This window comes from Pantoea sp. X-Soil-TKNS-1211, assembly GCF_059730495.1.
In genome coordinates this window covers 120,809-134,805 of record NZ_AP035954.1, presented here as the reverse complement: position 1 = coordinate 134,805, position 13,997 = coordinate 120,809, and the positions used below count along the sequence as shown (strand labels likewise).

Here is a 13,997-nt window from a genome sequence, read left to right as displayed (position 1 = left end):
CATGAAAAAATTACCAAAAACGGATGTCGTGGTCATTGGCCTCGGCTGGGCTGGGTCGATCATTGCTAAAGAACTGGCAGATGAAGGCCTCGAGGTGATCGGGATTGAACGTGGCCCCTGGCGCGATACTGCGCGTGACTTTAATGTCGCCACCGTGACCGACGAACTGCGTTATGTGATGCGCGAAGAACTGATGCTCCGCACCCGGCAAAATACCTGCACCATGCGTAACAATCCATCACAGACCGCACTGCCGATGCGCACCTGGGGATCATTCCACCCCGGTAACGGCACGGGTGGCGCAGGAAACCATTGGGCAGGTATCACCTTCCGTTTCCAGCCGGAGGAATTTCGCCTCAAAAGCCATCTCACCGAGCGCTATGGCGCAAATGCCATCCCCGACGAACTGGTACTCCAGGATTGGGGCACGACCTGGGAGGAGATGGAGCCGCATTATATGCAGTTTGAGCGAGTGGCCGGTACATCGGGTTATGCCGCCAACCTCAATGGTGAAAAACGCGCTGGCGGTAACCCGTTTGAAGGTATGCGTTCCGGTGATTACCCCACGCCGCCACTGCGCCAGCCTTATGGCCCGACACTGTTTGCAGAAGCCGCAAAGAATATGGGTTATAAGCCTTTTCCGGTTCCCTCATCGTTGGTTTCAGAGGCCTATACCAATCCTTACGGCGTGACGATGGGTCCCTGTACTTTCTGCGGTTTCTGTACCAACTACGGTTGCGCTAACTATTCCAAAGCCAGTGCCATTACCACGGTACTGCCGGCGTTGATGCGGAAAGAAAATTTCACCGCTTACACCAACTGCGAGGTGCTGGAGGTGCTGACCGATTCATCCGGTAAGAAAGCCACCGGCGTGACCTATATCGACTCCTCTGGCGATAAGTGGGAGCAGCCCGCTGACCTGGTGATTGTCGCCGCATTCACGTTTGAAAACGTGCGCCTGATGTTGCTCTCGAATATCGGCGAAGCCTACGATCCCGTCACACGGCGAGGCACCACTGGCCGCAATTACGCCTATCAGACCGCAAATGGCGTAACCTTGTTTTTCGACAACAAAAATTTCAATCCCTTTATCGGTGCAGGTGCCGTCGGCATGGGCATTGACGAGTTCAACAACGACAACTTCGACCATAGCGGCCTTGGCTTTTTCGGCGGAGGCAGTATTCGCGTGACGCCCATAGGCTCAGCGCCGATTGGTTATAGGCCGCTGCCGCCAAATACCCCGAAATGGGGTTCCCAATGGAAACGTGCGGTAAAAGATAACTACCTCAGTACCATGTCGATTGGGTGTGAGGCGAGCAGTTACACCACGCGTACCAACTATCTGTCGCTCGACCCAAATTACAAAGATCCACACGGGCGTCCCCTACTGCGTATCACCTTTGACTTCGCGGAGAATGATCTGAAGATGGCGCAATACTGCACCGGTAAGGTGGCAGAAATTGCTAAATCAATGAACCCGCGTCAAATCGTCGCCAAACCGATGTCCGGCCACTGGAATAGCGTTCCGTACCAATCATCCCATGTGGTGGGCGGCTTCATTATGGGTGCTGACCCCAACACCAGTTCAGTGAACAAACATTTGCAGGTGTGGAACGTGCCCAATTTGTTTGTCGTCGGTGCATCGGCCTTCCCGCAAAACCCTGGCTATAACCCAACCGGTACTGTCGGTGCGCTGGCATTTAAAGCGGCTCACGCCATTCGTCATTACTATCTCAAACGTCCAGGGGAGATGATCACCGTATGAAAACGCTCACGTCTCTCTCACTCGCGTCGTTACTGGCTGCCGCCAGCTTCGCTGCGCAGGCACAGCCGGAATATGATCAGATCAGTCGTGGCAGCTACATCGCTACGCTCGGAGATTGCACGGCGTGCCACACCACCGATGCCAAACAACCTTTCGCGGGTGGCGTAAAACTCCAGACGCCTTTCGGCACACTGGTCGGTGCCAATATCACGCCGGACCCGGCAACCGGTATTGGCAACTGGAACTATGACGACTTTAAACGTGCCATGACGGCAGGTATTGGTCACGGAGGCAAACGGCTGTATGGGGCGATGCCGTTTACGGCTTATACCAAAATGTCTGATGAGGATTTGCACGACCTGTGGGCCTGGATGCAAACATTGCAGCCGGTTCATCATGAGGTAGAAACCAATCAACTGCCGTTCCCCTTCAACATTCGCACCAGTCTGATGGTGTGGAACTGGATTAATTTCGACCAAGGTGAATTCCAACCCCATCCAGACAAATCGGCGCAATGGAATCGGGGGGCCTATTTAGTTGAAGGCCTCGGCCACTGCGGCACCTGCCACACCCCGAAAAATCTACTGGGTGGCGACAAAAGCGGTCAGTTCCTCACTGGCGAAGTGGTTGAAGGCTGGTATGCACCCAACCTGACGAACAACGATCATAGCGGGCTGGGGAAATGGACTGCGGAAGACATCGTCAGCTACTTGCGCACCGGGGTGAACCGCTTTGACATTGCCTCAGGACCGATGGCAGATGCGGTTCGTCATTCAACACAACATTGGCGTGATGACGATCTTCAGGCCGTCGCGACCTATCTAAAAGATGGAGATAAACAAAGCGAAAAAGTACCGCAACCGTTGCCTGCCAGCGATGAGCGAATGAAACTCGGCGCGCAAATTTATGCGTCCAAATGCTCGGCCTGCCATAGCCCAGGTGGACGTGGCGAGCAAAACATCTTCCCACAATTGAAAGATAACCCGTTGCTTAACCAGCCGGATGCAACCTCATTGATTCGCGTGGTTGCAGCGGGGAGTCGTGGCGTAGACACCGACATCCGCCCGACGGCACCCGCTATGCCATCTTTTGCCGGTGCGTTGGGTGACGATCAGATTGCGGCAGTGGTGACGTACATCCGCAACAGCTGGGGTAACGCCGCTTCACCCGTTGATGCCAAAGCGGTTCAGAAGGTGAAAGACAACCTGCAATAACCTGTCTGGGTGGCAGGGAAGCCACCTCGTTCGCAGCAACATGACGGGGAAAATTGCGCCAAATCAATTCCCCTGCAAGTCACACAAAAATCTTCTGGTCGCTTGCCATAATCAGGCTTAGCCTTAAGTTGCATTTAAAATACAACTTATAACAAGGGCCATGATTATGTTCTGTGTGCAATGTGAGCAAACCATTCGAACCCCGGCAGCCAACGGCTGCTCGTACGCGCAAGGAATGTGCGGTAAAACCGCCGAGACCTCTGATTTACAAGATCTGCTGATCGCCACGTTGCAGGGGTTGTCCGCCTGGGCCAGCAAAGCCCGTGAATATGACCTAATTGATCACCCTATCGACTATTTTGCCCCGCGCGCCTTTTTCTCCACCCTCACGAACGTCAACTTCGATTCCTTGCGTATTGTCGGTTATGCGCGCGAAGCGATTACCAAACGTGAAGCGTTGAAAGCGGCCTGTCTGGCGATTGACCCACAGGCTGCTGTCAATCATCCCATGGCGGATTTGCAGCTGGTCAGTAAGGATCTCGGTGCGTTGCAGCAACAAGCCGCCGGTTTCACACCAAACCGTGACAAAGCGTTAATTGGTGAGAATATTCTCGGCCTGCGTCTGTTGTGTTTGTATGGTCTGAAAGGCGCGGCGGCTTATATGGAACACGCGCATGTACTCGGTCAGTACGACAACGCCATTTACGCTGATTATCACCGCATCATGGCGTGGTTGGGCACCTGGCCCGCGGATATGAATGCCCTGCTGAATTGCGCGATGGAAATCGGTCAAATGAATTTCAACGTGATGCGTATGCTGGATGCCGGAGAAACCACCGCCTATGGGCATCCGACCCCGACGCAGGTCAACGTCAAAGCGGTCGCCGGCAAGTGCATCCTGATTTCCGGTCACGATCTCAAAGATTTACATAACCTGCTGCAACAGACCGAGGGCACCGGCGTCAACGTCTATACCCACGGTGAAATGCTACCCGCACACGGCTATCCGGAATTACGTAAGTTTAAACATCTGGTGGGCAACTACGGCAGCGGTTGGCAGAACCAGCAAGTGGAATTCGCCCGCTTCCCTGGCCCGATCGTCATGACCTCCAACTGCATTATCGACCCAACGGTCGGTGCCTATGACGCACGTATCTGGACGCGTAGCATTGTCGGCTGGCCAGGCGTGAATCATCTGGAAGGTGATGATTTCACTGCGGTAATCCAGCAGGCGCAGCAACTGAACGGTTTCCCGTATAGTGAAATCGAACACTTGATCACCGTCGGTTTTGGCCGCCAGACTTTACTCGGTGCCGTGGATACTTTGATCGATCTGGTGACACAGGAAAAACTTCGTCATGTCTTTTTGGTCGGCGGCTGCGACGGCGCGCGCGGCGAACGCAGCTACTTCACCGATTTCGCCACACAAGTACCGAACGACTGCCTGATTCTGACCCTGGCGTGCGGTAAATATCGCTTCAACAAACTCGATTTTGGCAACATTGCCGGACTGCCAAGATTGATCGATGCGGGTCAATGTAACGACGCCTATTCGGCGATCATGCTGGCCGTAACGCTGGCGGAAAAACTGGGATGTGGCGTCAACGATCTGCCGCTGTCGCTGGTGCTGTCATGGTTCGAGCAGAAAGCGATCGTTATCCTGTTGACGCTGCTATCGCTGGGCGTGACCAATATCGTCACCGGCCCGACCGCCCCGGCGTTCCTGACTCCGGACCTGCTGGCGATCCTGAACGAGAAATTTGGCCTGCGTCAGGTGACCACCGTTGAGCAGGATATGCAGCAGATGCTGAGTGCCTGAGGAGACCAACATGACCATGCCTACCCCACAATGCCCGTGGCGCATGCAGGTACACCACATCCGTCAGGAAACACCGGATGTCTGGACGCTGTCGCTGCTGTGCCACGATTATTATCCTTATCGCGCCGGACAGTATGCGTTAGTGAGTATCGCGAACAGCGCCACGACGTTACGTGCCTATACCCTTTCCTCCACACCGGGCGTCAGTGAATACATCACGCTCACCGTGCGCCGTATTGCGGGCGGCGCAGGCTCGCAATGGCTAACCGAAAAGGTAAAACGCGGCGATTATCTGTGGCTCTCGGATGCGCAGGGGCAATTTACCTGTGACAACGAACCGCAGGATAAACTGTTGCTGCTGGCCGCCGGTTGCGGCGTGACACCGATTATGTCGATGCGCCGCTGGCTGGCGCAGTGTCGTCCGAATGTCGATGTGCAGGTCATTTTTAACGTGCGTTCACCGCAGGATGTGATTTTTGCCGACGAATGGCGGGACTACCCGGTCACGCTGGTGGCGGAGCGGGATGCCAGCGTGGGTTTCGCCTCTGGCCGCCTGAGCCATGCGTTGTTAAGCTCAGTGCCCGACCTCGCCGGGCGCACGGTGTTTTGCTGCGGCCCGGCACCGTATATGGCGTGGGCGGAAGACGCGGTGAAACAATTCGGCGTAGGTCGCTTCTTCAAAGAAGCGTTCTTCATCCCGGCAGCCCCGGCGACTGAAGGGCTGAAAATCAGCAAACTTTCCGCAGGCAAAACCTTCTTTGCGCCGCATGGCAGTTCACTGCTTCAGGCGCTGGAAAGCAATAAAGTGCCGATCGTCGCGGCATGCCGCGAGGGGGTGTGCGGCTGCTGTAAAACCCAGGTACTTGCGGGCGAATACCACGTCAGCAGCACCGCGACCCTCAGCGCACAGGAAATCAATGAGGGTTTTGTGCTGGCCTGTTCGTGTCAGCCTGAAGGAGACATGGTGCTAGCCTGATCGACTGATATGTAGCGGCGCGATTTATCGCGCGATTTTCCTGCATTGCGCGATAAATCGCGCCGCTACGGGAAATCGATGTCAGCCTGGATACCCACACTGGCGGGACAAGGCAAACGCCGCCGCACGGATTTTCTCCCCGAGATTTTCAACCAAACCCGCGCGGGCTTCGCTACTGAGAAAACTGGTCGCGATGCCCGCAATCGCCCTTCCTGAGTGATCGTAAATCGCCGCGCCAACGCAGGTCATCGCAGCATGGATTTGGCCGTTATCTATGGAAAAGTGTCGCGCACGAATCGCCGTCAGTTCCTCGCGTAATTCTTCAAGATTGCTCACCCCGGCAGCGGTCATGGGTGGTGGGAAACCGCTCGCGAACAGGGCCACCAGCTCCGCATCAGGCAGTTCGGAAAGCAGCATCTTGCCGGTGGCGGTAAAAGGCGCTGGCAATCGCATCCCAATCCGAAAGGTATGACCCAGGGGTTTTTCTGAATTTCGGCAACTGATATAGACCACCTCATCGCGGTCGAGCACAGTCAGCGTAATGGTGTAGCCATTCAGCTCGCTGTCGCTGGCAAAGTATTCGCGGAACAGCGCGACGATATCCATTTGCGACAAAAAACCTTCAGCCCAGCGCATCAGATGCGGCCCCAATCGGAAAGCCCCATCGCTGCGCCTGACCAGTAAGCCGAGTTCCGTCAGCACATTAAGCTGCCCATGCGCGGTACTTTTTGGCAGGTCCAGCTGACGCGTGATATCCGCAGCAGAGAGCGCTCCGCCCTGCGCAGCGACCAGATCGAGAATGGTCACCGCGCGTCGCAAGGCAGGTACGGTATCAATATTTTTGCGCGTTTGATCGCTTTTTGTTACGGAGTCCCCTGACATACTGCCCCCTGTCCAACGTTCACTATACCGATCTTAGTTCAATATATTGAACTTATCCTAAGGGGGAGTACATGATCAAACTAAAAAATCCAGCACTGCTGCGCGACCGTTGTCTGGTAAATGGCGAATGGGTCAGCGGCAGCAAGGGAAAAGTGATTGAGGTAGACAATCCCGCCACCGGCGACATTATCGCCACCGTGCCAGCGCTCTCGGCATCTGATACCGAGAGCGCTATCCGCGCCGCGCAAACCGCGTTCCGCAGCTGGAGCAAATTGGCGGCCAAAGATCGCACCACCGTGCTGCGTCGCTGGTTCAATCTGATGGTAGAAAATGCCGACGACCTCGCTGCCCTGATGACCGCAGAACAAGGCAAACCGCTGGCAGAAGCCAAAGGTGAAGCGCTGTATGCCGCCTCCTTTGTGGAGTGGTTCGCCGAGGAAGCCAAACGCGTGTATGGCGAAACCATCCCGGCACCGACCAATAACAAACGCATTGTGGTGATCAAGCAGCCGATTGGTGTCTGTGCAGCCATCACACCATGGAATTTCCCGGCAGCGATGATTACCCGCAAAGCCGCGCCCGCGCTGGCCGCAGGGTGCACCATGATCGTCCGCCCGGCGGAAAAAACGCCGCTAACGGCATTGGCGCTGGCAGAACTGGCGCAACAGGCTGGCATCCCGGCCGGGGTTTTCCAGGTGATCACCGGCGATGCGCGCGAGCTGGGGGGCGTACTCACCGCCAGCGACATCGTCACCAAACTCTCCTTTACCGGCTCGACTCAGGTGGGGCGTCTGCTGATGGCCCAGTGCGCCCCGACCATCAAAAAACTGTCGCTGGAGTTGGGCGGTAACGCACCTTTTATTGTATTTGATGACGCCGACCTCGATGCCGCCGTCGAAGGCGCGATCGCCTCGAAATACCGCAATGCCGGGCAGACCTGCGTCTGTTCCAACCGTCTTTATGTGCAGGACGCGGTTTACGACCAGTTTGCTGAAAAACTCGCCGCACGGGTTGCCGCATTAAAAGTGGGCGAAGGTCATCAGTCGGATGTGTTGATCGGGCCGCTGATCGATGGCAACGCCGTCAAAAAGGTTGAGGAACATATCGCCGATGCACTGGCGAAAGGGGCGCGGCTGGTGACCGGTGGCAAACCCCATGCGCTCGGTGGTCGCTTCTTCGAACCGACGGTACTGACGGAGGTTACTCAGCAGATGCAAATCGCGCGTGAAGAAACCTTCGGTCCGGTCGCCCCGCTGTTCCGCTTCACCAGCGAGGAAGAGGTGATCGCGATGGCAAATGATACCGAATTTGGCCTGGCCGCTTACTTCTACACCGAAAATGTGCGCCGCACCTGGCGGGTGGCCGAAGCGCTGGAATACGGCATGGTCGGTCATAACACCGGTCTGATCTCGAACGAAGTCGCCCCGTTTGGTGGTGTGAAGCAATCCGGTCTGGGTCGTGAAGGTTCCCATCACGGCATTGATGAGTATCTGGAAATCAAATACCTGTGCTCAGAAATCGCCTGAAAATAGCAGCCAACAAAGAGGAGATGAGATGACTATCAATCCATTTGAGTTTCGCACCGTACCCGCGATTGAAATGAAGTGGGGAGGTGCACAGCAGCTCGGCACCAGTCTCTCCGACCGTTTCACGCAACGTCATGTCAGCCTGATCACCGACGCCGGGCTGGTTAAAGCTGGTCTGATTGCCCCCATCGTGGACAATCTCACCGCCGCCGGCTTTAGCGTCAGCGTGTTTGATCAGGTGGTGGCCGATCCGCCGGAAGCCATCGTCCACGCCTGTGTTGATGCCGTGAAACAAGCCGGTGCCGATATGATTATCGGCCTTGGCGGCGGATCGTCGCTGGATATCGCCAAGGTGGCCGCAGTGATGGCTCACGGCGATCAACCGCTGGCTGAGATGTATGGCATCGGCAAGGTGACGGGTTCCCGGCTGCCGCTGGTGCTGATCCCCACCACCGCCGGGACCGGCTCGGAAGTAACCAATATCGCCATCATTACCACCGGTGAAACCACCAAGATGGGCGTGGTTGCGCCGCAGCTGTACGCCGATTTCGTATTACTTGATGCGGAACTCACCGTCGGACTGCCACAAATCCATACCGCCGCGACGGGCATTGACGCCATGGTGCATGCCATTGAAGCCTACACCAGCAAGCACAAGAAAAATCCGTTGTCCGACGCGTTAGCGCGTGAAGCGCTGCGGTTACTGGGTGCCAACCTGATCAATGCCTGTCAGGACGGTTCCAACCGCGCGGCGCGTGAAGGGATGTTGCTCGGGGCGACGCTGGCCGGTCAGGCGTTTGCCAACTCACCGGTTGCTGCTGTACACGCCCTCGCCTACCCGTTGGGTGGTCATTACCATGTCGCACACGGTCTTTCCAATGCACTGATGCTCGGGCCGGTGTTGCGGTATAACGCCAGCGCAGCGGCACCGCTGTACGCCGAACTGGCGGACGTATTGGGTGTGGCCGGTAGCGGTGATGCCACTGCGCGTGCCAGCGCCTTTGTTGAACATATGTTGCAACTGATGGAACGCAGCGGCGCACCACGTCGCTTGCGTGATGTGGGTGTCACCGAGGAAAGCCTGCCGAGACTGGCTACCGATGCCATGTTGCAAACCCGTCTGCTCACCAATAACCCGGTAGAGGTGCTGGAGCAGGATGCCCTGAATCTGTATCGCGAAGCCTTTTAAATTCTTACCGCTAAAACAAAAAAGTACCCACGACTAACCAGAGGAATGCACAGTATGAAAGATATACGACTCTACATGCTCCAGTCCGGCACCCTGAAATGTAAGGTTCACAACATTAAGATGAACCAGGAGTCCGGGGCCGATTATGAAATCCCGGTTCCGTTCTTTCTGATCACCCATCCTGACGGTCATACCATTATCGATGGCGGCAACGCGATTGAAGTGGCAACCGATCCACGTGGCTATTGGGGCGGGATTTGCGATGTTTACTGGCCAGTGCTCGGCGAAGATCAGGGCTGTGTTGATCAGGTCAAAGCGCTCGGTATCGACCCGGCAGACGTGAAATATGTGGTGCAGTCGCATCTGCATCTCGACCACACCGGGGCTATCGGTCGCTTCCCGAATGCGCGCCATATTGTCCAGCGCGCGGAGTATGAATACGCCTTTACCCCGGACTGGTTCGCTGCGGGTGGCTATATCCGTCATGATTTCGATCGTCCCGGACTGAACTGGCAATTCCTTAACGGCACCGACGATGACTTCTACGACATTTACGGTGATGGCACCCTCACCACCATTTTCTCGCCCGGCCACGCGCCCGGACATCAATCCTTCCTGGTTCGTTTGCCCAACAGCAAACCGCTGTTGCTGACGATCGATGCCGCTTATACGGTTGATCACTGGGAGCAAAAAGCGCTGCCGGGCTTCCTCGCTTCGGCAGTAGATTCGGTACGTTCGGTGCAGAAACTGCGTGCGGTTGCCGAGCGAGCGGATGCGATTGTCGTCACCGGCCATGATCCAGATGCCTGGGCAGGATTTAAAAAAGCCCCCGAGTACTACGCCTGAATCCCGAGGGGCGTTATGCCCCTTTTTTATCGTCTGCTAAACGAAATTCATACGCTTATTTTATCCCTCTGTGGATAATCCCAGCCTGTACGCGCTTTTTCCCTTTCTGAGTTTGTCAGCCAGCTCACAATATAAACCCAACTCATACCCTTAAAAGCCTTTTTTGACAGACACTGCCCCGCGCCATGCTTAAGGTGTGATCGGATTGTTAAATTTCTCTCACCATGACAATAGCCGTCTGACACGGCATAACAGAGAGCGTACCCATGAACACAAACAACCTGGTCGATATCAAAGCATGGATCGACGCCCGACCGATTTCGCGCTTTCAATGGCGCGTGTTATTCCTCTGTCTGATCATCATTATGTTCGACGGTTACGACGCCGCCGCTATGGGTTTTATTGCGCCGGCGTTAATTGAACACTGGGGCATCTCCCGGGCCGCAATGGGGCCGATCCTCGGGGCGGCGATGTTTGGTGTGGCTATCGGCGCGTTAATCGCCGGACCACTCTCCGATCGCTTTGGCCGTAAACGGATTATTCTGTTGTCCTTTCTGATGTTCTCAGCGTTCAGCCTCGCCTGTGCCTTTGCCAGCACGCCGTTGCAGATGGCGCTGCTACGCTTTCTCACCGGCTTAGGACTGGGCGCGGTGATGCCGAACTGCGTCACACTGCTGTCGGAATATATGCCGGAACGGCGCAAAGGCGTGATGATTACCCTGATGTTCAGCGGTTTCAACATCGGTTCCGGTTTGGGTGGCTTTATCGCGGCAGGATTGCTGAGTGTCTGGTCGTGGCAAGCGGTGCTGGTATTTGGCGGCGCTGTTCCTCTGTTAATGCTGCCGTTTTTTGTCTGGCTGCTGCCGGAATCTGCTTTGAATCTGCTGGTGCGTAAAGCCCCGCGCAGGCAGATCGCCTCCCTGCTGAACCGGATGGGCGGTAGCTTCAGTCCCGACAGCGGCTTCGTGCTGCACTCACCGCGCGTTAATGGTCACAGCCCGATTTCGCAACTTTTCCGCAACGGCTTTGCACGCGGCACCATCATTCTGTGGCTGACCTATTTTATGGGGCTGTTCGTGATTTACCTGCTGAACGGCTGGCTGCCTACCATTATGCGTTCCGGCGGTATTTCGCTGGAGCAGGCGGCCATTCTGGCGGGATTATTCCAGCTTGGCGGCCCGTTAGGCGGCATTATTGTCGGTGCGCTGATGGACAAACTGCGCGCCAAATATGTCATTGGCGTGGTCTACCTGCTCGGCTGCCTGTGTCTGGTGGCGCAGGGCTTGTTTGGCTTTAGCGGGGTGGCGCTCGGAGCCTTTATTTTTGTCATCGGCATGTGTATCAACGGTGCGCAAAATGGCCTACAGGTTTACTCACCGGCTTATTATCCCACGGAAATCCGCGCCACTGGCGTCAGCTGGATGCATGGTATTGGTCGCACCGGGGCGATCCTGAGTTCGTCAATCGGTGGCTTGCTGATGGGTGCATTCCCTGGACAGTCGGCGATTTTCTTTGTTCTCGCCCTGCCCGCCCTACTGGCGGCGCTGAGTATTGTTTTGCATCGCACCATTCCTTTAACCCTAAAAATAAAAGGCGCCGGACTCACCGACATCCCCGCGCTGTCACAAACCTTAAATAACCGATAAGTGGGGACACATTCCGTAACGGCGCGATAAATCGCGTAATGCTGGTCAGTTAAGGTCATATTCGAGTAAGGCTGCCATTTTTTAAGGAATGGCAGCCTTTTTTCATGCGTGCTCTGTTGTGGGCCATCGCCCCTCTGCTGCTGCCGGGCCGTCCTCGCGCCGCTGACGCGGTGCCTCCGGCTTCAACGTCGTGCCGACGGACCGTTCGGGGAAGTCCATCCCTGTCCACCCCGAACTGACTCACGCATCCATGCGTGAGTCTCCTGGCACAACGTCAAAGCCTCAGCGCTGCGGATAGCCCTTTGCAGCAGCAGAGGCGCTATGGCCTGCACGCTTGTGCCCTTTCTGGCAACACACACCGACGCTTCGGAGCAGGCTGGGGCCGCTCAAGGGCAGGCAATCCGCAGCGCTGAACAGAGTGAGTCTGCCAGGAGAGCGCGCATGGATGCGCGCGAAAGGCGGGGTGGGACAGGGATGTTCCATCGCCGCCGGTCCGTCAGGCAGACGAATGACGTGAAGGCACCGCGTCAGCGGCGCGAGGACCGCCAGCCCCTGTGCGGCACCAGACTGCGTTATCATTGATTGCTTAACTGACCAGCATTACGCGATAAATCGCGCCGATACGGAAACAAAGAATTAGAACGTCACCACCGTTTTCAGTTCGCCCACCCAAGCATCCTGGGTTTCGCTCAGGCTGCCAGGGCGATGCCAGTATTGAATACCGGGCTGCAACTCAAGCCAACTGACGGGACGGAAGCGATAATAAAGTTCAGCGTTGACCGCATGTCCCGGCACCGGGCTATACAGCGGGTCAAAATAGTCGCTCACCCCTTGCAGGCTATTTTTCTCCTGCTGATTGCGGCTGTAGTGATTGCTGATATCGATATACGACACACCCACACCAATCCAGTCTTCCGGGCGTGCATCAAACAACCCGCGATAACGCAAGGTCGCCGCCGTGACGTAATGGATATAGTTACTACGCTGATCACCAAACCCGGCATTGACGCCGCCGCTTAAACCGCGATTGGCATCATCAACATGGCGCGTGAGTTGCTGGTTGAACCCGCCATAGAAAAACCAGGTACGGTTATATTCTTTATAACCTTCGGGATCATTCGCCCCGGCATTTTGTGTTTTCCCACTGTAAAGATCGGATTGTTTGGCGTTGGTAAATTGCGTGCCTAAATTATAAATACCGGGTAACTGATTAATATGGGTTTTCCACTCCACTTCCAGCGGCAAAATAAACCCTTTACTACCTTTCGTTGACCAACTCCAGGCATGGCTGCGTTCGGTAGCCGAAGGATTCTGCTCCATAATACCTGCTTTAAGGGTCAGTTCCGGGGTCACTTTATACGCAAAGGTGGTTCCCCAGGTGTGAATATTCCAGTTGCTCCACAGCATTGAGTTGGCTGATTTTCCGCCGCACAACATCAGCGTCTGAAAATCACAGGGGGCAATTTGATCGAATGTCTGGACTTTATTCATCATCCCGATACGCCATTGTAAACGGCGATCGTCAAAGGTTCGGCTAAAGGTTAACCAGCCCAGACGGGTAATGGAACCTGTTCCGGCACTTTCCTGCGTAGCATCATTAATATTGACGCGTGAATCCTGTACGCGCTTGGTTAACAGGCTGTCATCGTGATTACGGTTAACAATATTACCTTCAATGGTCGCATCCGGAATACCGGTAAAGCGCTCCAGATCCTGGGTAAAGGTGATAGCGAACTGATCAATATAGGCGAGGTGATGATCGTGATTATAACCCCCGGCGATATTGTATGCATTTTCATTTAAATACTGAAAATTATAGTTAAATCCGTTATCGCTCAGGATCGGACGAATGCCCAGCATATCCCCCAGTAAACCTTTTCCCGGTGCTTCAAAACCCAATACCGTACCATTCCACTGTGGGTCTTCCGCGTGGGTATTTAGCGCAGTAAAAAGTAATCCAGCCAGAATTGTCGAACGGAAAACCCTCATGCTTTTAATCATGATTTTCTCTTCTCTCTATTTTTTTAGGGCGTAGTTAACCCGGCAGATAAATATCTGCCTGAGTCAATTCACTGTCGGAATTTTTAGCAAAAAAAAAACCTAAATCGCCTGACTCTGAATAACCAGAACCAGG

10 protein-coding genes are annotated in these 13,997 nt (G+C 55.3%); 8 read left to right on the top strand and 2 right to left on the bottom strand.

Annotation, left to right across the window (positions count from 1 at the left end; genetic code table 11):
• Position 1: 1 nt before the first annotated feature.
• The 4 genes from AC6I8W_RS21105 to hcr all read left to right on the top strand — a co-directional run bounded on the left by AC6I8W_RS21105 (position 2) and on the right by hcr (position 5,774).
• On the top strand, positions 2 to 1,765 hold the full coding sequence (locus AC6I8W_RS21105) for a GMC family oxidoreductase (RefSeq protein ID WP_497838616.1): 1,764 nt from the start codon (positions 2 to 4) through the stop codon (positions 1,763 to 1,765).
• Entirely contained in the window at positions 1,762 to 2,979 is a 1,218-nt protein-coding gene (locus AC6I8W_RS21100) for a c-type cytochrome (protein WP_497838615.1), read from the top strand. Before AC6I8W_RS21105 ends, AC6I8W_RS21100 begins: the two co-directional genes overlap by 4 nt.
• Positions 2,980 to 3,145: 166 nt before the next feature.
• A complete protein-coding gene (gene hcp / locus AC6I8W_RS21095) occupies positions 3,146 to 4,798 on the top strand; it encodes a hydroxylamine reductase (RefSeq protein ID WP_497838614.1) in 1,653 nt (550 codons plus the stop codon).
• Between the two features lie 10 nt (positions 4,799 to 4,808).
• Positions 4,809 to 5,774, top strand: coding sequence for an NADH oxidoreductase (hcr, locus tag AC6I8W_RS21090; protein WP_497838613.1), 966 nt, complete (start codon positions 4,809 to 4,811; stop codon positions 5,772 to 5,774).
• Positions 5,775 to 5,855: 81 nt separating this feature from the next.
• Here hcr and AC6I8W_RS21085 read toward each other — a convergent pair whose 3' ends face one another.
• Positions 5,856 to 6,656, bottom strand: coding sequence for an IclR family transcriptional regulator (locus AC6I8W_RS21085; protein ID WP_497838612.1), 801 nt, complete (start codon positions 6,654 to 6,656; stop codon positions 5,856 to 5,858).
• Positions 6,657 to 6,727: 71 nt separating this feature from the next.
• Here AC6I8W_RS21085 and AC6I8W_RS21080 point away from each other — a divergent pair, with 71 nt between their 5' ends.
• The 4 genes from AC6I8W_RS21080 (at position 6,728) to AC6I8W_RS21065 (ending at position 11,863) form a co-directional block, all read left to right on the top strand.
• Positions 6,728 to 8,182 carry an NAD-dependent succinate-semialdehyde dehydrogenase gene (locus AC6I8W_RS21080; RefSeq protein WP_497838611.1) on the top strand — a complete coding sequence of 485 codons (1,455 nt, stop codon included), beginning with the start codon at positions 6,728 to 6,730 and terminating at the stop codon, positions 8,180 to 8,182.
• A 28-nt stretch (positions 8,183 to 8,210) separates the two neighbouring features.
• Positions 8,211 to 9,371, top strand: a complete 1,161-nt coding sequence (locus AC6I8W_RS21075; protein ID WP_497838610.1) for an iron-containing alcohol dehydrogenase — start codon at positions 8,211 to 8,213, stop codon at positions 9,369 to 9,371.
• 54 nt (positions 9,372 to 9,425) lie between these two features.
• Positions 9,426 to 10,217, top strand: a complete 792-nt coding sequence (attM, locus tag AC6I8W_RS21070) for an AttM family quorum-quenching N-acyl homoserine lactonase (protein WP_497838609.1) — start codon at positions 9,426 to 9,428, stop codon at positions 10,215 to 10,217.
• A gap of 266 nt (positions 10,218 to 10,483) precedes the next feature.
• Positions 10,484 to 11,863, top strand: coding sequence for an MFS transporter (locus tag AC6I8W_RS21065; protein WP_497838608.1), 1,380 nt, complete (start codon positions 10,484 to 10,486; stop codon positions 11,861 to 11,863).
• A gap of 636 nt (positions 11,864 to 12,499) precedes the next feature.
• On the opposite strand, the gene AC6I8W_RS21060 is transcribed toward AC6I8W_RS21065, so the two are convergent.
• The gene (locus AC6I8W_RS21060) at positions 12,500 to 13,864 is read right to left on the bottom strand and encodes a carbohydrate porin (RefSeq protein WP_497838607.1); all 1,365 of its coding nucleotides are present in this window, start codon (positions 13,862 to 13,864) and stop codon (positions 12,500 to 12,502) included.
• Between the last annotated feature and the right edge of the window lie 133 nt (positions 13,865 to 13,997).

Excerpts from the sequence above, each read along its gene's own strand:
- AC6I8W_RS21105 (WP_497838616.1), top strand. The coding sequence starts at position 2 with ATGAAAAAATTACCAAAAACGGATGTCGTGGTCATTGGCCTCGGCTGG.
- AC6I8W_RS21100 (WP_497838615.1), top strand. The coding sequence starts at position 1,762 with ATGAAAACGCTCACGTCTCTCTCACTCGCGTCGTTACTGGCTGCCGCC.
- hcp (WP_497838614.1), top strand. The coding sequence starts at position 3,146 with ATGTTCTGTGTGCAATGTGAGCAAACCATTCGAACCCCGGCAGCCAAC.
- hcr (WP_497838613.1), top strand. The coding sequence starts at position 4,809 with ATGACCATGCCTACCCCACAATGCCCGTGGCGCATGCAGGTACACCAC.
- AC6I8W_RS21085 (WP_497838612.1), bottom strand. The coding sequence starts at position 6,656 with ATGTCAGGGGACTCCGTAACAAAAAGCGATCAAACGCGCAAAAATATT.
- AC6I8W_RS21080 (WP_497838611.1), top strand. The coding sequence starts at position 6,728 with ATGATCAAACTAAAAAATCCAGCACTGCTGCGCGACCGTTGTCTGGTA.
- AC6I8W_RS21075 (WP_497838610.1), top strand. The coding sequence starts at position 8,211 with ATGACTATCAATCCATTTGAGTTTCGCACCGTACCCGCGATTGAAATG.
- attM (WP_497838609.1), top strand. The coding sequence starts at position 9,426 with ATGAAAGATATACGACTCTACATGCTCCAGTCCGGCACCCTGAAATGT.
- AC6I8W_RS21065 (WP_497838608.1), top strand. The coding sequence starts at position 10,484 with ATGAACACAAACAACCTGGTCGATATCAAAGCATGGATCGACGCCCGA.
- AC6I8W_RS21060 (WP_497838607.1), bottom strand. The coding sequence starts at position 13,864 with ATGATTAAAAGCATGAGGGTTTTCCGTTCGACAATTCTGGCTGGATTA.